General features: G+C 58.7%; 18 protein-coding genes, 1 tRNA gene and 2 riboswitches. Of the genes, 10 read left to right on the top strand and 9 right to left on the bottom strand.

Annotated elements, in window-relative coordinates:
• Window positions 1-41: 41 nt before the first annotated feature.
• The 5 genes from ACIOTN_RS16325 to ACIOTN_RS16305 form a co-directional block, all read right to left on the bottom strand.
• Entirely contained in the window at window positions 42-932 is an 891-nt protein-coding gene (locus tag ACIOTN_RS16325; protein WP_400343660.1) for a DUF4031 domain-containing protein, read from the bottom strand.
• A 43-nt stretch (window positions 933-975) separates the two neighbouring features.
• Window positions 976-1,266 (bottom strand): WXG100 family type VII secretion target, encoded by a 291-nt coding sequence (locus ACIOTN_RS16320; protein WP_038990044.1) that lies wholly within the window; start codon window positions 1,264-1,266, stop codon window positions 976-978.
• Between the two features lie 111 nt (window positions 1,267-1,377).
• Window positions 1,378-2,916, bottom strand: a complete 1,539-nt coding sequence (locus tag ACIOTN_RS16315) for a HAMP domain-containing sensor histidine kinase (protein WP_105659124.1) — start codon at window positions 2,914-2,916, stop codon at window positions 1,378-1,380.
• A gap of 52 nt (window positions 2,917-2,968) precedes the next feature.
• The gene (locus ACIOTN_RS16310) at window positions 2,969-3,676 is read right to left on the bottom strand and encodes a response regulator transcription factor (protein WP_402735727.1); all 708 of its coding nucleotides are present in this window, start codon (window positions 3,674-3,676) and stop codon (window positions 2,969-2,971) included.
• 58 nt (window positions 3,677-3,734) lie between these two features.
• On the bottom strand, window positions 3,735-3,953 hold the full coding sequence (locus ACIOTN_RS16305) for a hypothetical protein (protein ID WP_105659126.1): 219 nt from the start codon (window positions 3,951-3,953) through the stop codon (window positions 3,735-3,737).
• A gap of 254 nt (window positions 3,954-4,207) precedes the next feature.
• On the opposite strand from ACIOTN_RS16305, the gene ACIOTN_RS16300 reads away from it, so the two are divergent.
• Window positions 4,208-4,591: a cold-shock protein gene (locus tag ACIOTN_RS16300; RefSeq protein WP_038990235.1), complete on the top strand. Its 384-nt coding sequence runs from the start codon at window positions 4,208-4,210 to the stop codon at window positions 4,589-4,591.
• Window positions 4,592-4,594: 3 nt separating this feature from the next.
• The gene (locus ACIOTN_RS16295; RefSeq protein ID WP_332487716.1) at window positions 4,595-5,203 is read left to right on the top strand and encodes a DUF3027 domain-containing protein; all 609 of its coding nucleotides are present in this window, start codon (window positions 4,595-4,597) and stop codon (window positions 5,201-5,203) included.
• A 74-nt stretch (window positions 5,204-5,277) separates the two neighbouring features.
• Here the strand turns inward: ACIOTN_RS16295 and serC are convergent, their stop codons facing one another.
• Window positions 5,278-6,399, bottom strand: coding sequence for a phosphoserine transaminase (gene serC / locus ACIOTN_RS16290; protein ID WP_402735726.1), 1,122 nt, complete (start codon window positions 6,397-6,399; stop codon window positions 5,278-5,280).
• Window positions 6,400-6,659: 260 nt separating this feature from the next.
• On the opposite strand from serC, the gene ACIOTN_RS16285 reads away from it, so the two are divergent.
• The 4 genes from ACIOTN_RS16285 to ACIOTN_RS16270 all read left to right on the top strand — a co-directional run bounded on the left by ACIOTN_RS16285 (window position 6,660) and on the right by ACIOTN_RS16270 (window position 10,515).
• On the top strand, window positions 6,660-7,358 hold the full coding sequence (locus ACIOTN_RS16285) for a metal-dependent transcriptional regulator (protein ID WP_105659129.1): 699 nt from the start codon (window positions 6,660-6,662) through the stop codon (window positions 7,356-7,358).
• A gap of 104 nt (window positions 7,359-7,462) precedes the next feature.
• Window positions 7,463-7,613: riboswitch (cyclic di-AMP (ydaO/yuaA leader) on the top strand.
• A gap of 4 nt (window positions 7,614-7,617) precedes the next feature.
• On the top strand, window positions 7,618-8,664 hold the full coding sequence (locus ACIOTN_RS16280; protein WP_105661597.1) for a M23 family metallopeptidase: 1,047 nt from the start codon (window positions 7,618-7,620) through the stop codon (window positions 8,662-8,664).
• A 123-nt stretch (window positions 8,665-8,787) separates the two neighbouring features.
• A riboswitch (cyclic di-AMP (ydaO/yuaA leader) is annotated at window positions 8,788-8,958 on the top strand.
• Between the two features lie 3 nt (window positions 8,959-8,961).
• Window positions 8,962-9,789 (top strand): C40 family peptidase, encoded by an 828-nt coding sequence (locus ACIOTN_RS16275; RefSeq protein ID WP_105661598.1) that lies wholly within the window; start codon window positions 8,962-8,964, stop codon window positions 9,787-9,789.
• Between the two features lie 189 nt (window positions 9,790-9,978).
• A complete protein-coding gene (locus tag ACIOTN_RS16270) occupies window positions 9,979-10,515 on the top strand; it encodes an HNH endonuclease (protein WP_400291495.1) in 537 nt (178 codons plus the stop codon).
• Between the two features lie 38 nt (window positions 10,516-10,553).
• Here ACIOTN_RS16270 and ACIOTN_RS16265 read toward each other — a convergent pair whose 3' ends face one another.
• Entirely contained in the window at window positions 10,554-10,964 is a 411-nt protein-coding gene (locus tag ACIOTN_RS16265) for an NUDIX domain-containing protein (RefSeq protein WP_105659133.1), read from the bottom strand.
• 187 nt (window positions 10,965-11,151) lie between these two features.
• Between ACIOTN_RS16265 and ACIOTN_RS16260 the strand changes: the two genes are divergently transcribed.
• Window positions 11,152-12,381 (top strand): ROK family protein, encoded by a 1,230-nt coding sequence (locus tag ACIOTN_RS16260; RefSeq protein WP_402735725.1) that lies wholly within the window; start codon window positions 11,152-11,154, stop codon window positions 12,379-12,381.
• A 121-nt stretch (window positions 12,382-12,502) separates the two neighbouring features.
• Here ACIOTN_RS16260 and ACIOTN_RS16255 read toward each other — a convergent pair.
• Window positions 12,503-12,576: transfer RNA gene (locus ACIOTN_RS16255), tRNA-Arg, on the bottom strand.
• Between the two features lie 67 nt (window positions 12,577-12,643).
• The gene (locus ACIOTN_RS16250; protein ID WP_402735724.1) at window positions 12,644-13,306 is read right to left on the bottom strand and encodes a hypothetical protein; all 663 of its coding nucleotides are present in this window, start codon (window positions 13,304-13,306) and stop codon (window positions 12,644-12,646) included.
• A gap of 83 nt (window positions 13,307-13,389) precedes the next feature.
• Here ACIOTN_RS16250 and pcrA point away from each other — a divergent pair, with 83 nt between their 5' ends.
• The 3 genes from pcrA (at window position 13,390) to sucD (ending at window position 18,102) form a co-directional block, all read left to right on the top strand.
• Window positions 13,390-15,768, top strand: a complete 2,379-nt coding sequence (gene pcrA / locus ACIOTN_RS16245; protein WP_105661600.1) for a DNA helicase PcrA — start codon at window positions 13,390-13,392, stop codon at window positions 15,766-15,768.
• 242 nt (window positions 15,769-16,010) lie between these two features.
• On the top strand, window positions 16,011-17,183 hold the full coding sequence (gene sucC, locus ACIOTN_RS16240; RefSeq protein ID WP_105659137.1) for an ADP-forming succinate--CoA ligase subunit beta: 1,173 nt from the start codon (window positions 16,011-16,013) through the stop codon (window positions 17,181-17,183).
• A gap of 16 nt (window positions 17,184-17,199) precedes the next feature.
• Window positions 17,200-18,102, top strand: a complete 903-nt coding sequence (gene sucD, locus ACIOTN_RS16235; RefSeq protein WP_105659138.1) for a succinate--CoA ligase subunit alpha — start codon at window positions 17,200-17,202, stop codon at window positions 18,100-18,102.
• The last annotated feature ends 260 nt before the right edge of the window (window positions 18,103-18,362 follow it).

Genomic DNA, 18,362 nt, shown 5'->3' with positions numbered 1-18,362 from the left:
AATCCGGGCCATCGGCCGTTTAACGTGGGACAAGCGTTGCACTACAGCCAGCTGTGCAACAGCTCCAGCTCGGCGCCCAAATTATTCCGCGCGCGCTGCTCCCAGCGCCGGGATCCGGCTTCGGTGCCGTAGATCAGTTCTTTCTCCAACAGGCCGCTGAGGATCTTGCTGCGCCCGGAAGCAAGCACATGGCGGGGAAGATGCCCGTACTCCTTGTAGATCGCCTCGGCGTAGCGCTGGTAGGCCGGAGCGGGGCGGGCCAGGACCTCCAGATCGGCATCGCAGAGGATATGGCCCAGGCGATCGGTTTCTGCCGGGGCATGCTTGGCGGTGAGCATGACCAGCCCGCTGACCTTCGAGACGGCACCAGGGGAGAGGACTCCCCACAGCCGTTCACGGGCCAAGGTGGCCGACTTGAACTCGTCCTCGCTGGTTCCAGCGTAGACGGCGTCGTGGAACCACGCAGCGAGTTGGAGCAGCATGAGCTCTTCGGGATCGGCCTGGCCTTCAGCCAGCCAGTCGATGGCTTCGAGCACCGAGAGCAGATGCACCCGGTCGTGGTAGTGGCGATGGCTCTCGGACCAATAGCCCAACAGCTCGGTTCCGAGCTGAGGCTCGGTGGGCAAGGTGCGGGACCAACGCCGGGTGAGGACGGTGCCCAGCTTCTCCGGACGGTATTTGGCTGGTATCCGAATCCCGGACTTGACCAGTGCGCGGACCAGCTCGGATCCGGAGACTTCAAGGGCGCCAGCTGCCACGAGCCGATCGTAGCGTTCGCGAGGCACATCGTAGTGATCCCGGTCGAAAGCGCGGCGGGAGATTTCTTGCTGCCCGGCGAACTCATGGAGTTCAGCCAATGAAGTATCCGACACCAAGTGGGCAAAGAGCGTGCCGTGGGCAGGCCAGCGCGGCGGGTCGATCAGAATGCTCATAAGGCTAAGCCTACTGATCAACCGGCCGTCGCGTCTGCGGTTTTCAGTAACGGAACAGCGAGGTGTTGACCTGCTCGACCTCTTCGTACTGCATGGAGGCATGGTTCAAGGCCGTGGCAATGCTGCTCAGCGCCTCTTCGATCTGCACATGGGTTGAGCGCCATTCGGCCACGATCGACTGGAAGGAGGCCGCGGCGGAACCCTGCCAGGTGCTTTGCAACTGGTCCAAGTTCATTTGCATGGTCGAGACCTCATTGCGTAGCCGGTCAATGGTGTTCATGACGGCCTGGGATTTAACCTGCATCTCGCCGGTGTTGGTGGAGAACGTACTCACTGGAATCGTCCTTTCTGGAATGAGCGGTTTGATCACTGATGCACTCACCTTAGAAACACCACACCCCGTGCCGGGCAAAACCGGCACGGGGTGTGGAGAAAGCCATCGGCGCTAGTCTTCCGTATCGTCGACTTCCGGTGCTTTCGGTTCGCGCAGCGGCACGTAGGGCATGGAGATGGACATCGTGGCGCCACCGCCAGGGGTATCTGCCAACGCCACCGAACCTCCGTGCTGCTGGACGATGGCCGCAACAATGGCCAAGCCCAGGCCGGAACCGCCGGTCTCGCGTTGGCGCGAGCTATCGGAGCGGTAGAAGCGTTCAAAAATGCGCTTGGAATCCTCGGCCGGGATGCCCGGGCCGTGGTCGCGGATTTCAACGACGGCGTCCAGCGTTCCAGCCACCAATGAACGCACGCCGACGGCAATTTCCAAGGGGGAACCTTCCGGGGTGTAGCGCAGCGCGTTGGTGAGCAGGTTGGCGATGATCTGCCGGATGCGGGCATCATCACCGACGGTGCTCGCTGGGCTGGGGCGTTCGGACACGAGCCCCACAAGTTTGACGGTACGGTCCGGTGCACGGACCTTGGTGTCTTCCACCGCGTCCTGGCCCAGGACCAGCAAATCCACTGGCTGCTTTTCCATGGGGCGTTGCTCGTCCAGGCGGGCGAGCATCAAGAGGTCCTCAACCAGGCGGGCCATGCGCTTGGATTCGCTTTCGATGCGGCCCATCGCCGAGTCCATGGCCTCCGGATCCGCCAGCCCGCCGTAGCGGTAGAACTCCGAGTAGCCCTGGATGGTGACCAGCGGGGTACGCAGCTCATGCGAGGCGTCCTGGATGAAACGGCGCATCTTCTGCTCGGAAGCCTCGCGGTCGTTGAACGCTTTTTCAATTTGGGCCAGCATGGCGTTGAGCGAGCGCGAGAGCCTGCCCACTTCGGTCTCAGCGGGATAGTCCTTCACGCGCTGGGACAGATCGCCATCGGCGATCATCGACGCAGTGCGCTCCACATTGATCAGCGGCTTGAGCGAACGCCCGGTGAGCCCGTAGGCGATCATCGACATCAGCAGGGCCGCAAGCGTGCCGGTGGAGAGCACCAGCACCGCAGTTTGGCTGACGGTACGGTTCACATTATCCAGCGGCATGGACAAGAACAGGTTCAGCTCGCTGCTCTTCAACGGGATCATCACCGTACGCCAACCAGCGGAGGTGGGGAAGGCGCCGGGGACCGTGGCAGGGGAGTTCGGGTGGGCTGCCAGCTGCTGGATCTGTTCCATATTAAGCAGCGGCAGATCCGTGCCGTTGGAAGGACCGACCCGCGAACGCGGCATCACGTAGACGATCTCGCCGTCCTGGTCGCGAATGTCAGCGTAGGCGCTGCTGAGCCCGAGCAGCGTGGCATCGACATCCAAGGCGTCATGGCTGCCGTTGTCCTCGTTCAAGGAGTAGAGGTAGGCCTTGTTGAGCCCGTAGGCCATCGTCGACTTGGACACGTTCAGCTGCTTGTCGATCTGGCTGGTCATCGCGATCCTCAGCGTATGCGCTGAACCGATAGCGGTAGCGAAGATCGCGACGATCATCAGTCCAAACATGACCGCGACCAGTTTGGTCCGCAACGAGGTGCGACGCCACTGGGCTCGAAATGACTTCATATGCTGACTTTACAAGGCCTTCAATTATTGGCGCGGACCGTTACGTGTGCCGTTAGCGGCGGTCTGGGGTGCGCATCAGGTAGCCCACGCCACGCTTGGTCTGGATCAGTGCAGGCCACTCCGGGCGGTCGACCTTGCGACGCAGGTAGGAAATGTAGGATTCCACGATCGAGGCATCGCCGTTGAAGTCGTATTCCCAGACATGGTCCAAGATCTGCGACTTGGACAGTACGCGGTTCGGGTTCATCATCAGGTAGCGCAGCAGCTTGAACTCGGTGGGGGACAGGTCAATGATCTCCCCGGCACGGCGCACCTCGTGGGCGTCGTCATCCAGCTCAAGGTCGGCCACGATGATGGTCGCGTTCTCGTCCTCGCCATTGGCGGTACGGCGCAGGACGGCACGGATGCGGGCGACGACTTCATCCAGGCTGAATGGCTTGGTGACGTAGTCGTCGCCGCCGACGGTCAAGCCGGTGACCTTGTCGCTGGTGTCGTCGCGCGCGGTCAGGAACAGCACCGGGAAGTGGCGGCCAGCGGCGCGCAGTTTACGGGTGATGGTGAAACCGTCCATGTCCGGAAGCATGACGTCCAGAACGGCCAGGTCCGGTTCTTCGGCTTCAACGGCTGCGAGGGCTTCGCGTCCGTTGGCAGCAGCGACAACTTCGAAGCCTGCAAAGCGCAGGGAAGTGGAGAGCAGTTCGCGGATATTCGGCTCGTCATCGACAACGAGAAGTTTTGCCTCAACAGTTTTTGGACTCATGAATTACAGTGTGCCGAAGAAGTCTGGGAGTCCGCTGAGTGAATGCTGAAGCGAGTGGCTAGCTTTTTCGGCGCCTGGCGACGTTTCCGAAGACCACGATGGCGGCCAGGATGAATGCCGTTGGCAAGCCCAAGCGCGCAAAGAGCATCAGCAGCGGCGGGATGGCGATCTCCTGGAAGTAGAAGACGAGGGTTCCGACCAGCGCCAAGGCGGAAAGGATGGCGATGATGATCGCCAATCGGGAAAGTGCAGTCATGGTTTTGGATGAATCGCTCACGCTACCAAGTTTAGCCCCGGAGCCATGGGCGACAGGCGGAATGCGAAGATTGCCGGGCAAAGATGAATTCACCGCACGAGAGATGACATAATCTTAGATAAAGGACTTGAAGCGATCCAGCAGATTGAGCACCCGGCAAGAAGCAGAGAAGAATTCCGGCAGTGGCTCCGCTGGATCGCACATATGAATATGCATGGCGCTGAGCAGGCCTCGGCCATGCAGCTTAGCTACAAGAACGAACGAGGTAAATGATCATGCCTAGCGGCAAGGTTAAGTGGTACGAAAAGGCCAAGGGCTTCGGCTTCATCACCGCCGAAGATGGCAAAGAGATCTACGTCAATGCCGCGGCATTGCCCGAAGGCGTGCATGACCTGCGCCCCGGAACCCGCCTGGAATTCGGCGTTGCCGAAGGCCGCCGCGGTCCACAGGCACTGAGCCTGCGCTTGCTCGAAGCCGCTCCATCGGTCGCACGTGCCAAGCGCAAGAAGCCCGAAGACGAGGCAGTGCTGATCGAAGATCTTATTAAGCTGCTCGACAACGTTTCCAATAGCTTGCGCAATGGGCGTTATCCTGAACAGGCATATGGCAAGAAGGTTGCTACCGTACTTCGTGCGGTAGCCGACGATCTGGACGCATAAATAATGGCCCGTAAACCCAAGTTGGACACCATCCTCGCCGAGGCAGTGGATACTGCTCGCGGCGCGCTCGCAGAAATTGCCGGTGCGTCAGAAATCGGCGAACACCTAGGCGTCACGGCGGAAGGTGAGCGACTTGTCACCCATCGTTTTGTCTCCCATAAGTCGGGATATCAAGGATGGACCTGGTTCGCCACTCTTGCGCGGGTCTCACGGGCAAAATCCAAGGACCTGACGGTTTGCGAAGTAGGCATTATTGCAGGGGAGCAGTCATTGCTCGCTCCGGCATGGGTGCCATGGGCCGACCGCCTGGCAAAGGAAGAGATTGAAGCGGCCAAGGCCGCCGAAGCCGCAGAGGACTTGGCCGGGACCGGCGGGGAAGCCGACGGTCCTGAAGCCACGGAGCCAGCGAAGGAGCCGGATCCATCGGATCCAGGCGCCGAGGCCCAGGATCCGCAGACCGAAGCCGAAGCGGACGGCGCCGAAAATGACGATGACGCTGTGCAGCAGCATAAGTCGCCGGCACGTCGCCAGGTACGCCGCCGTCGCACGGCGCAGCGCACCGCAGCCCGTCGCCGGGCAGCGCAGCGTAATCGCACGCGCAAGGAAAACTAGGCAATAGCGGCAAAGACCTTCGCACAACGATGATGAATCGTTGTGCGAAGGTCTTTGGCTTTAATCGAGGGTTCTTAGAGCTGCTCGATCACGTAGTCGATGCACTTGAGCAGTGCTTCGACGTCGCTTGGCTCGATCGCAACGAAGGTGGCGATCCGCAGCTGGTTGCGGCCCAGCTTGCGGTATGGTTCCACGTCGACAACGCCGTTAGCGCGCAGTGCCTTGGCAATTGCCGAGGCATCGACCGAGTCATCGAAGTCAATGGTGGAGATGACGTTCGAGCGGTGCGCTGGGTCGGCCACATAAGGGGAAGCGATTTCGGAAGCCTCGGCCCAAGCCCGGATCATCCCTGCGGACTGTGCCGTGCGCTCTGCCGCCCACTTCAGGCCGCCGTTGGCATTGATCCACTTGATCTGCGCATCCAGGCCCACAAGAGTGGTCAGCGATGGCGTGTTGTAGGTCTGGTTCTTCAAGGAGTTATCCAGCGCGGTCGCCAGGTTCAAGAAGTCGGGGATCCAGCGGTCGGTTGCTGCAATTTCCTCGATGCGGGCAATCGCGGCGGGAGAAACGAAGGCCAGCCACAGGCCGCCGTCGGAAGCGAAGTTCTTCTGCGGAGCGAAGTAGTACACGTCGGTCTCGGACAGATCCACGTCCAGGCCTCCGGCGGCGCTGGTGGCGTCAATGACTACCAGTGCATCGTCGTTGGCGCCAGCAACGCGCTTGATCGGCGCCGCGGCACCGGTTGAGGTCTCATTGTGCGGCCACGCGTAGAGGTCTACGCCGGCTTCGGCTACGGGTTCAGGTACGGTGCCCGGCTCGCCGACAATGATGGAGGAAGGTTCCAGGAATGGAGCCTTGTCGGTGGCTTTGGCGAACTTCGAGCCGAATTCGCCGAAGGACAGGTGCTGCGCCTTGGAACGGACCAGGCTGAATGCAGCGGCATCCCAGAACGCGGTGGATCCACCCACGCCGAGAAGAACTTCGTAACCCTCTGGTGCGCTGAACATTTCCTTCAGGCCGTCCTGAACCGAAGCTACGAGGTTCTTGACCGGAGCCTGGCGGTGGGAGGTGCCCAGCAGTTCGGCGCCGGCATCGACGATGGCCTGGATCTGTTCTGCGCGAACCTTGGAAGGTCCTGCACCGAATCGACCATCGGCGGGCAGAAGGTTTTCTGGAATGTTGATATCCGTGCTCATCGCGCTCCTCTTGTAGCGATAGATTGAAGTGCCATAACGGCCACCATTACCCATGGTTTGGAATATTGACAGATAGCCTTGGCGTTTCAATAGATATCTTCGCAAATAGCGGGGTGTCGTGAGAAAAGCGCGTCGGTCGGTTACGCCGAGGGCTTGGCGGGTTACAGGGCTTTCTGCAGCTCCGACCAAGTAGAGTGGGATATCGACGCCACGTAAATTTCGAGCGAACTTAATTGTTGTGACTTCCAGGAGCGACTGCCGTGTCTGATCTTATCGATACAACCGAGATGTATCTGCGTACCATTCTTGAGCTTCAAGAAGAGGAAATCGTGGCATTGCGCGCCCGAATTGCAGAGCGTCTTGGCCACTCGGGCCCAACCGTGTCGCAGACGGTTGCTCGCATGGAACGAGACGGCCTGGTTATCGTATCGACCGATCGCCACCTTGCTTTGACCGAAAAAGGTCACGAGCTGGCTACGGGCGTGATGCGCAAGCACCGCTTGGCGGAGCGCCTGTTGTCGGACATCATCGGGTTGGACTGGGAGTACGTGCACGATGAAGCGTGCCGCTGGGAACACGTGATGAGCGAACGCGTCGAGCGTCGGCTCTTTGATCTTCTGGGCAAGCCAACAGTGTCGCCCTACGGCAACCCAATTCCGGGCCTGGAAGTCCTCGGTGGCCCCAATGTGGGCGAAATCTCACATGAAGTAGAGAACTTGGATGATGCTCTGCTGTCCGGAAACATCGGCCCGGTGGCAATTGAGCGCCTGGCCGAACCTATCCAAACGGACCCAATCCTGCTCGGACAACTGAACGAAGGTGGAATCCGCCCAGGTGCGATTGTCACCTTGGAGCGCGCCGACGACTACGTTGTAGTGCGCGTGGACGGCATCGAAGGCGCCCTGGAGCTGCCGGTCGAGGTCAGCGCACACGTATTTGTAAAGTCTCAGAAAAGATAACGAAATTGTAACTTTCGGCGTTGACAGGTAGCGTTAAGCCTTGGAGCTAGCGATCTAGTTAGCTCTATCCATTTTTGGTGCGACCGCCTAGTGTTGCCCTGCGCCAGAAACGGTCACCAAGTCTTGAGGGCAATAACGGGGGACCCACTTTCCGGCGTGCAAACGCCTTGGGGTGAAGTTCTGCGACAAGCAGGCCGGCTGATTCTCAATAGCCGAACCCGACAGCTAACTTCGTAGGCGCAACAGTGAGAGGAATGTTTTGGTAGAAACCAAGACTGCGGGACGTCGCCGCGCTGCCGGCGTCGAAGTAGATGTGATTGCAGAAGTCACCGCTTCGACTGCTGAGCGTAACGGCGGGCGCCGAGCAGCACGTGCCGCTGCCACCGTCCCGATGATTGCACCGGTCAAGCCGGTACATGAAGATTTCGTTGGTCGACGATTCGACTCGATGCAGCGCTACGGTGTTGCTCCTAACCAGACCCTGCTGGCCGGCAAGGATACCGCGAGCAACGTCGTTGCATTGCCAGGAGCTGTTCAAGCCCCTGCCAGCAAGCCTGCCCCGATCGAAGCAGCAGGCAATGTCGAGTTCATTTCTAGCCTCAAGTCCAAGGTTCAGAAATCCACCCACCGTGGATTCGCCCACAAGGTGGCAGCCGTAGCCGCCGTTTCGGGTTTGGCGCTTGCCGCCGTAACTCCACAGCTCTCCGGCAGCGCGGAGGAGAACAAGGCCGTTGAGGTCGCAGCTCAGCGCACCGCCACTTCCGCAGTTGTAGATGTAACTGCACCTACCGGCAATGCGGAACTGTCCGTGGAGCGTGCAGCTTTGACCTCCGAGCTGAACACCGAAGTTGCCAAGGAAGAGAAGTTCGCCGAGATCATGACCGCTTCGGGCGGTAGCGTCACGGCCATCAAGGACACCTCGGGATTGCTCGGCGCACCGGTCACCACGAAGCGCATCACCTCCACGTTCGGGCACCGCAAGAATCCAACCGGTCCAGGTTTCATGATCCACAGCGGCACCGACTACGGTGTGCCAAGCGGTACCAAGGTCTACGCGGCAGCTGACGGTGTTGTGACTGTCTCGGGTTGGGCTGGGCACTCCGGCAACCGCATCACCCTTGACCACGGCAACGGCCTGGAGACCGGTTACAGCCACAACAGCCAGCTGGTTGTGAAGGTTGGCCAGAAAGTTAAGCGCGGTGACGTTGTTGCGTTGGCCGGCAGCACTGGCAACTCAACCGGTCCTCACGTGCACTTCGAAGTGATCGTTGACGGTCAGTTCAAAGACCCAGCAGGTTGGTTATAACGACGTTCGTCACCATTCCGTGATCAAAACGTGACATTTCAAAAAACTTCCTATAGTCTTGTATGCGTGCCATGGGGATCCCTGGGCATCATTGCGTGAGAACCGAGCACTGCCAACACGCAATGAGTAGTTATACACAACTCGTACGGCAGTGGCGGGGGAACCAATATCGGGTCGTTAGTTTTGGCTAACAACCCTAGGGGTGAAGTGGATAGAGAAGGCAACTTCGAATCCACCGAGGTAACTCCACTTCGAACCCGACAGCTTACCTCGTAGGTATCAAGGAGAGGCAATATTTTGACCAAGAGTCATGCACGCGGACGTCGCCGCGCCGACGTTCCACGCACCAACTCGCTACAGGCGATTTCGCAGGCCGTAGCATCCAACGCTGGCTCGGTAGGCCGCCAGGCCGCCGTTGTAGCTGCAGCATCCGGCTTGATCGTCACTCTGGGCGTGCCTGGCCAGGCAACTGCACCACGTGACGTTTCTGCATCGCCTGTTGACACCATCAATCCAGAGCGTGTTGCAGTCAAGGCAGTAAAGGTAGCTGCTGACAAGAAGGCTGATGTCGCAATCGAGCGCGCCAGCTTCACCGCTGAAGAGAAGCCAGAGCCTGTTGTCATTGCAGTTTCGAATGACATCACCCCAACTACCCGCAGCAGCAACTCGGGTAACTCTGATTCGATGGCCCCGATGACTCGTCAGAGCCGTTCGGGTGGACAGGAATCGGCTCCGCAGCAGAAGGCTCAGCCAAAGGCTGAAACTCCTGTTCAGACCTCCAACCTTTCCGGCATCGCAGGCACCGCTGCCAAGTACGTGGGCGTTCCATACGTATGGGGTGGCAACGGTCCAAGCGGCTGGGATTGCTCCGGCTTCGTCAAGTACGTCTACGCGCAGCACGGCATCAACATTGCTCGAGGCACCTCGGCCATCCTCGGATCCGGCCAGTTCGTCCGCACCAGCAACCCTAAGCCAGGCGACTTGGTATTCCAGAACGGTGGCGGCCACGTCGGCATCTACCTGGGCGGCGGCCAGATGATCGGCGCGCAGAACCCAACCGTGGACACCATGATCCACTCGGTTTCGCGCAACCCGCTGTACGGCTACTACACCCTAGCTGGCTAAGCTTCAAAGCTTTTCATAGGCCATCGGATGAAAAAGACATCCGATGGCCTATGTTCGTTTAACCAGTTGAACTCCGGGCAACAGAACGATGAAAAGAAGACAATTTCTTGGTTAGGTACCCACCAATAATCCGAAGCATCGCATAGGCTAGCGCTTAGAGACACTCCGAGCAGAACGCGAGCTCCATCAATGCCAGATGGTGGCCATCGGTTCATGAAGGTAGTACGAGCAATGCGAACTTTGGTATTAAACGCAGGATACGAACCACTAGCAGTTGTGACGTTCCGTCGAGCACTAGTGCTAGTCATGACCGAAAAAGCGAGCATCGTTCTCCAAGATGATCTCGCCCCCATCCGCAGTTCTCATGGAGATCTACCTCGGCCAACTGTCATCGTTCTGAAACGCTATGTACGACGCCCCTACAGGGACATGCAACATGTCACTCGTAGGGGCGTTCTGCGTAGAGACGCTTTTACCTGCGCGTATTGCGGCAAAGCTGCCAATACGATTGACCACGTGATTCCCCGCAGCAGGGGAGGCCAGAACACCTGGGAGAACCTCGTGGCCGCTTGCCTGCTATGCAATAGCCGCAAAGCGGACAAGATGCTCTCGCAACTGGGCTGGCAACTGCGTATTACACCTCATCGTCCACGCGTTGCTGGCCATCTGGTTTCGGGACTGCAGCACGTTGATGCGGCATGGGACGAATACTTGCACGCAAGCTAGCCGCTGGCCTGATGCTGCTGGGAGGAACCCAGCGGCGCCTATTTCTTGCTGCGTTCAATGGCTAGCGGCAGGACGCGGTCGCGAAGCAACGGAGCTAGATCGTCGCGTTCCAGGGCCACCTGCGGGTCGATCCACAGCAGCTCCTCCAATTCCGCTAACGGGACGAGTTCGCCATCGAAGGCTGCGCTGTATAAAGAGGCGCGGATCATCGTCTCCGCCTCGTTGGCAGCCGGTCCGATCCATTCGCCGTCGTATTGCAGCTCGTCAGCGGTGAAGCTGAGGCCCAATTCTTCACGAATTTCTCGAATGATAGTTTGTAACGCTGTTTCCCCGGCTTCGGGTTTGCCGCCAGGTTGCATGAACTTCGTCGTTCCACGCTTGCGAACCAGGAGAATTTCTCCTTGGTTGTTGATTAAACACGCCGCTGAGATCGTCAAATTTTTCTTCACTAAAACACAATATCGCGTGTTTACAGGAGTTAGAGATGGTAACGTGCTTAATTGGATCTCCAACGGTTTTAGTTCTAGTTCACCATGGTTACTTTACTCGCAGTATCTAACCGAAGTATTGATGACTACCGAAAACGTTGGAATTGAAAGATCGATCCATCAACTTTACAGATCTATGGAGCAATAAATGCGACGGGGTACAAATCTAGGACGCTTGGGAGACTTCAACCAAGCCGTAATTCTTGAGTCAATTCGACGGGCACCAGAGGGAATTAGCCGCGTTGAACTGGCCGGTTCGACTGGTCTGTCGCCACAGACCATTTCCAACGTTGTCCGCCGTTTGCTGGATGACGGAATCGTCCGAGAAGACCGCACGATCGTCTCCGGACCAGGCAAGCCTCGCACCGTTCTGGAGCTCGAAGGCAACCGTCTTGTTTCCATTGGCATCCACCTAGACCCCAGCTTGCTGACCTTCGTCGCAATGAACCTGCGCGGCGAGGTCCTGCGCGAACGCCGCATCGAAGTTCCCAACCTCGAAGTAGCTACCGAAACTGTCCAGCTCATGGCAACTACCGTTAAGGAACTCATTGCCGAGATCCGCGTGCCGAAGAAGCACATCGTCGGTGTCGGCATTGCTGTTCCGGGTCCAGTAAACGTCGAAGAAGGAGTGGTGCTGAACCCGCCACTGCTCGATGGCTGGGCAGATGTTGAACTGGTGAACCCGCTGCGCAAGCTCTTGCGCCTGCAAGTCATCATCGAAAAGGACACCATCGCTTCAGCAGTTGGCGAACTGTGGCAGTCCAAGGAAGAGAAGAACAACGACTTCGTCTTCATTTACTGCGGTCACGGCTTCGGCGCTGGCCTGGTATTCAACGGCGATGTCCACCACGGTGCAAGCAACAACGCTGGCGAAATCGGCCACTACTCAACCGGTTACAAATCTGTGGCCTGCGAACAATGCGGTGCGGAGGATTGCCTCGCTTCCGGCACCTCCTACGAATTCATCGCCGCGCAGGCCAAGGAACGCGGGCTGGAACTGCCAAGCTACGAAATCGTTGGCCCGGAACAGCGGGCTGCCGGAATGAACCGCCTCTACGAGCTGGCTCACGAAGGAAACAAGGTCGCCAAGGAACTGGTCACCGAAGCCATGATCAAGGTTGGTGAAGTTGCCGGCCAGCTTGCCAACTCGCTGGACGTTCGCGAAGTCGTCTTCGGCGGTCCACAGTGGGAAAAGGTATCCGAACTGGTCGACGATCAAGTCCGCGACGCCATTGGCCGCCGCTTCGCTCTGCGCGGAGTGCATGAAATCGAAACCCGCACCTCCGAGCTCGGCTCCAACGTCGGCGCCATCGGTGGCGCTTGCGTGGTCATGGACGCTTCGCTGTCGCCAAAGGCGACCGCATTGCTGCTGCGTTAAGCGAGACTCATACTAAGCACTGCGGGTACGTTCCAGATGGAACGTACCCGCAGTGCTTAACTCCGTAGTAACGACAAGAGCCTTGTTTCCCGTCCGAGGACTGGAAACAAGGCTCTAGTTGTGCCCCTGGCCGGAATCGAACCGACGGCCTACCCTTTAGGAGAGGGTCGCTCTATCCTACTGAGCTACAGGGGCATGGGCGTGAAAACACCAACAACACTATCTTACTAGGATGTCCCGGGTGTAATTCCCACGCACTGGCTTAGGCAGTACCCTCGCGAATTGCGAGCATCTTTGCCTTGAGCGCACGATTGGCACGGATAGCGCCAAGACCCACAACAAGACCCGCAGTGATGATCAGCAGTGCCCAGCGGATGGTCGTGAGGATCGATGCCAAAACGACAGCTCCTTCACTGAGGTCTCCAGTGAACAGGGCATCAATTGCGAAGTTCTCCCAAATATCGATTGCCGCGAAGCCCAGCGGGGCAACCCAAGCCAGCCAACGCGTCTGGCGGTTAGGAATCCAGCGGATGAACAACAGCATGGAGAAGACCGCAGTAAACATCGGGAAGAGGAAACCAGCGGTCTTGTGCAAGTAGTTGAGCTGGCCAACAGCATCTTCATCCATGGCGCCCCGCAATGCTTCTATGTCGCTTACGGTGTAGCCGAAAATACGCTGATCGGGCATCGCCAGGGAATCGCTGAGGTCCTGCATCTGCACCATCGTGAGCAGATGGTAGTACGCGAATAGCGCAGCGCATATGATCAAGCCCGCCGAGATCAGCAGCATCGGGTTCGAACTGTTCTCGTGGGAGGTGCTTTGCACCTTGCCTGGCCCCATGTTCATGCCGCGCGGCGCGTTCGGCGCCTGGGCGAACTGCTGGGGCTTGCGGTATTCCTTGGTTTTCCTGACCTTCTTTGCCATATCTTCTATTATGCCCGGCCAATAGCGTGGGCTTTCCCGCTCACACTGAAAGTGTCCGGCGCTCCACGTAGACTGGCTACATCATGGATTTCCTTTTTGACGATTTCGCCCCGGATACCGCACAGCAGGTCATGCCCACTGCTGAGGAGCTTTTGGTCGGCATGAACCCGCAGCAGGAAGAAGCAGTTCGTTATGCTGGGGGCCCGTTGCTGATCGTGGCCGGCGCTGGTTCAGGAAAGACCCGTGTGCTCACGCACCGCATTGCCTACCTCCTGGCGACCGGCCGTGCTCGGCCGCACGAAATCCTGGCGATCACCTTCACCAACAAGGCCGCTGCCGAAATGCGCGAACGAGCCGCTGAGCTTATTGGCGACGAGCAAGCGAAGAAGATGTGGATCTCTACTTTCCACTCCTCATGCGTGCGTATTTTGCGTCGCGAGGCGGCCACCATTGGAATGAAATCCAACTTCTCAATCTACGACTCCACGGATTCCTTGCGCCTGATCACCTTAGTCGCCAAATCTTTGGAGATCGACCCGAAGCGTTTCACGCCCAAGGCGATTGCCCACAAGATCTCCTCGTTGAAAAATGAGCTGATAGATGATGAAGACTACGCGGCGACGATCAATACCAATGATCCGTTCTCGCGAGCCGTTTCCGAGGTCTACCGCGGTTACACCCGCCGCCTGCGCGCTGCCAACGCCATGGACTTCGACGACCTGATTGGACAGGTCGTCTACATGTTCCGTGCGTTCCCGCGAGTGGCCGATAACTACCGCCGCCGGTTCCGCCATGTGCTTATTGACGAATACCAGGATACTAACCACGCCCAGTACTCGCTGGTGCGTGAACTCACCGGTGCCGAAGGTGATACCGTCCCAGGCGAACTGACCGTTGTCGGCGACTCCGACCAGTCGATTTACGCTTTCCGCGGTGCCGATATCCGCAACATCGTCGACTTCGAAAAGGACTATCCGAACGCGGCAACCATCAAGCTGGAACAGAACTATCGTTCCACCCAGACGATTCTGTCCGCGGCCAACGAGGTCATCAAGCGAAACCCCGACCGCAATGACAAGAAGCTGTGGACTGCCAGCGGCGACGGTGAGAAGATCACCGGTTATGTTGGGGAGTCAGAATCCGACGAAGCACGCTGGATTGCCGAAGAAATACTTCGCTTGAATGATGACGAGGATGTCCGCCCGGGCGACGTGGCGATCTTCTACCGCACTAACGCCCAATCGCGTGCACTGGAAGAACAGCTGATGCGCGTGGACCTGAAGTACCGCGTAGTCGGCGGCACCAGGTTCTACGACCGCAAGGAAATCAAGGACGCACTGGCCTACCTGCGCGCCTTGGTGAACCCGGATGATGACATCAACGTCCGCCGAATCCTCAACGAGCCCAAGCGCGGCATCGGCGACCGTGCCGAAGGCGCCGTGGCAGCGTTGGCTGAACGGGATCGCGTTTCCTTCATGGACGCATTGCGCCGTTCGGATGAAGCACCAGGCTTGGGAACCCGCGGAATCAAGATGACTGCTGCGTTTGTCTCCATGATGGATGACTTGAAGACCGTGGCGGAAGGCTCAGGGCCGGCAGAGGCCCTTGAAGCAGTGCTGGAGCAGACCGGATACCTGGAGACCCTTCGGCTCTCCTCGGATCCGCAGGATGAGTCGCGGGTGGAGAACCTCGCCGAATTAGTCGCCGTGGTCCGGGACTACGTGAACGAAGAACCGGAAGGCGGTCTCGAAGGGTTCCTGGAGCGCGTGGCGCTCGTAGCCGATGCCGACCAGATTCCAGAGGCTCCCAGCGATGATGAGGGAGCAGCAATGGCCGTGCAGGAAGGCGTGGTCACCTTGATGACCCTGCATACTGCCAAGGGCTTGGAATTCCCGGTGGTCTTCCTGACGGGCATGGAGCACGGTGTCTTCCCGCACCAGCGTTCCATGACCGACGAAAAGGAACTGGCCGAGGAACGCCGCCTGGCCTATGTCGGACTGACCCGTGCCCGTGAACGCCTGTACCTGACCCGTGCCGAACAGCGCAGCCTCTGGGGGCAGGCCCAGTACAACCCTGCGAGCCAGTTCCTGGAAGAGGTTCCGGGCGAGCTGATCGACTGGAAGAGCGAGGGCTCTGGCGGTGGAATGGGCTTCGGTTTCGGTAACGCAGCGGTGAATTTCGCCACGAGCAGATATGAACGTGGCAGCCACTGGGGTGCAGGTTCGGCATCGGCGCAACCGGTGCGAGGGCACAACGCCGCCCCTATTTCCAAGACGCGAGTTGTGCAGAATAAGGACATTACCATCCCTGAAGTCGGGCAGAATGTTAAGCATTCCTCGTTTGGCTTGGGCACTGTTATTGCTTTAGAAGGCGCAGGCGACAAGACGGTGGCCAAGGTGCAGTTCCCGGACTCCGAGAAGAGGCTATTGCTGCGCTATGCACCGCTAGAAATCGTGGACTAGCCGACGGGCCCTCCGTGTTTCCTGCGTCACATTCGGCTGCTTTGATGCAGGACCCGCGAGTTTCTCTACGTGTTGTAAAAGTGGGAAGTTTGCGAAAGTCGGGATAGTCTGAGAGGTGCGCACGGGCTACGGCGCCTAACGACGTCCCGGTAGTTGCGGTGCGCTCTCTTTGGCATGGCATGGATTTCGGTCTGTGGCCGTGCCGCGAGTCAGCATGAACTTCGAACGAAGGACACAAACCCGTGGACCTGTATGAGTACCAGGCGCGCGATCTATTCGAGGCACACGGCGTTCCCGTGCTTGCCGGTATCGTCGCTTACACCCCGGAAGAAGCAAAAGCCGCAGCTGAGAAGATCGGCGGCGTTGTTGTAGTAAAGGCACAGGTCAAGGTTGGTGGCCGTGGCAAGGCTGGCGGCGTCAAGGTCGCTAAGACCGCCGACGAAGCTTTCGAGCACGCTTCCAACATCCTCGGTATGGACATCAAGGGCCACACCGTAAACAAGGTCATGATCGCTCAGGGCGCCGACATTGCTGAGGAATTCTACTTCTCCGTACTGCTGGACCGTGCAAACCGCAACTACCTGGCCATGTGCTCGGTAGAAGGTGGCATGGAGATCGAGGTGCTCGCAGTTGAGCGCCCGGATGCTCTGGCGAAGGTTGCCGTTGACCCAATCGTCGGCATTGATGCCGCGAAGGCCGCTGAAATCGTTGAGGCAGCTAACTTCCCTGAAGAGCTGCGCGCAAAGGTTGCAGACACCATCCAGAAGCTCTGGGTTGTATTCAAGGAAGAAGACGCCACCCTCGTAGAGGTAAACCCACTGGTGAAGACCGGTGCCGGTGACATCGTTGCACTGGATGGCAAGGTTTCCCTGGACGACAACGCATCTGAGGTTCGCCACCCGGCTCACGAAGAGCTCGAGGACAAGGGCGCAGCCGATCCGCTGGAAGCCAAGGCAAAGGCCGCTGGCCTGAACTACGTCAAGCTGGACGGCGAAGTAGGCATCATCGGCAACGGTGCTGGCCTGGTCATGTCGACCCTGGACGTTGTTGCCTACGCTGGCGAGAACCACGGTTCGGTCAAGCCTGCTAACTTCCTTGACATTGGCGGTGGCGCATCGGCTGAGGTCATGGCTAACGGCCTTGACGTCATCCTGAATGACCCACAGGTCAAGTCCGTCTTCGTCAACGTCTTCGGTGGCATCACCGCATGTGACGCTGTCGCAAACGGCATCGTTGGTGCGCTGAACACCCTGGGTGACGCAGCGAACAAGCCACTGGTTGTCCGCCTGGACGGCAACAACGTTGAAGAGGGTCGCGCCATCTTGGCCGAGGCCAACCACCCGTTGGTCACCCTGGCAGCAACCATGGATGAGGGCGCCGACAAGGCTGCCGAGCTCGCCAACGCAGCGAAGTAAGAGGGATAAGCGAACAATGAGCATTTACCTGAACAAGGACTCCAAGGTCATCGTCCAGGGCATCACCGGCGGCGAAGGCACCAAGCACACCGCCCTGATGCTCAAGGCTGGCACCAACATTGTTGGCGGCGTTAACGCCCGCAAGGCCGGCACCACCGTGACCCACGGTGACCAGGACATCAAGGTGTACGGCACCGTGGCTGAGGCCAAGGCCGAGACCGGCGCAGACGTATCGATCGTCTTCGTCCCACCTAAGTTCACCAAGGACGCAGTCGTTGAGGCTATCGAGGCCGAAGTTGGCCTCGTTGTAGTCATCACCGAAGGTGTTCCAGTACAGGACTCCGCTGAGTTCTGGGCTCTGGCACAGTCGAAGGTTGACGCCGACGGCAACCAGATCACCCGCATCATCGGCCCTAACTGCCCAGGCATCATCACCCCAGGTGAAGCACTGGTTGGTATCACCCCGAACAACATCACCGGCAAGGGCCCAATCGGCTTGGTTTCCAAGTCAGGTACCCTGACCTACCAGATGATGTACGAACTGCGCGACTTGGGCTTCTCGACCGCAATCGGCATCGGCGGCGACCCAGTCATCGGCACCACCCACATCGATGCCCTGGCTGCTTTCGAAGCTGATCCAGAAACCAAAGCCATCGTCATGATCGGTGAAATCGGTGGCGACGCTGAAGAGCGCGCTGCTGATTACATCAAGGCCAACGTCACCAAGCCAGTTGTTGGCTACGTGGCTGGCTTCACCGCTCCTGAGGGCAAGACCATGGGCCACGCAGGCGCCATCGTTTCCGGTTCGGCTGGCACCGCCCAGGCGAAGAAGGAAGCACTGGAAGCTGCAGGCGTCAAGGTCGGCAAGACTCCTTCGGAGACTGCTGTGCTGCTGCGCGAAGTTTACGCAGCTCTCTAAGCTGACGCTGAACCAGGGCTGACGCCCTGGAGCATACGCCGGAAACGAACGGTCGCCGTTTCTCCTGAATCTTCAGGAAAAGCGGCGACCGTTTCGCATTTAATTGAAATCTTCTAGTCAAACCGCTGATGCACTCATAAGCTGATTAGAATATATGGTTCCAGGGTCTAATGAAAAAGGATTGCCGATGATGCGGAGAAGCTACTGGGCAACACTAGCGTGCTTATCCCTGGCATTGGCATCATGCACGAGCCCGGAGG

Origin of the sequence: Glutamicibacter sp. NPDC087661, assembly GCF_044743275.1 — a bacterium.
Lineage (GTDB): Bacteria > Actinomycetota > Actinomycetes > Actinomycetales > Micrococcaceae > Glutamicibacter.
The sequence above is the reverse complement of the archived record's forward strand: the minus strand, read 5'-3'. Positions and strand labels throughout refer to the sequence as shown.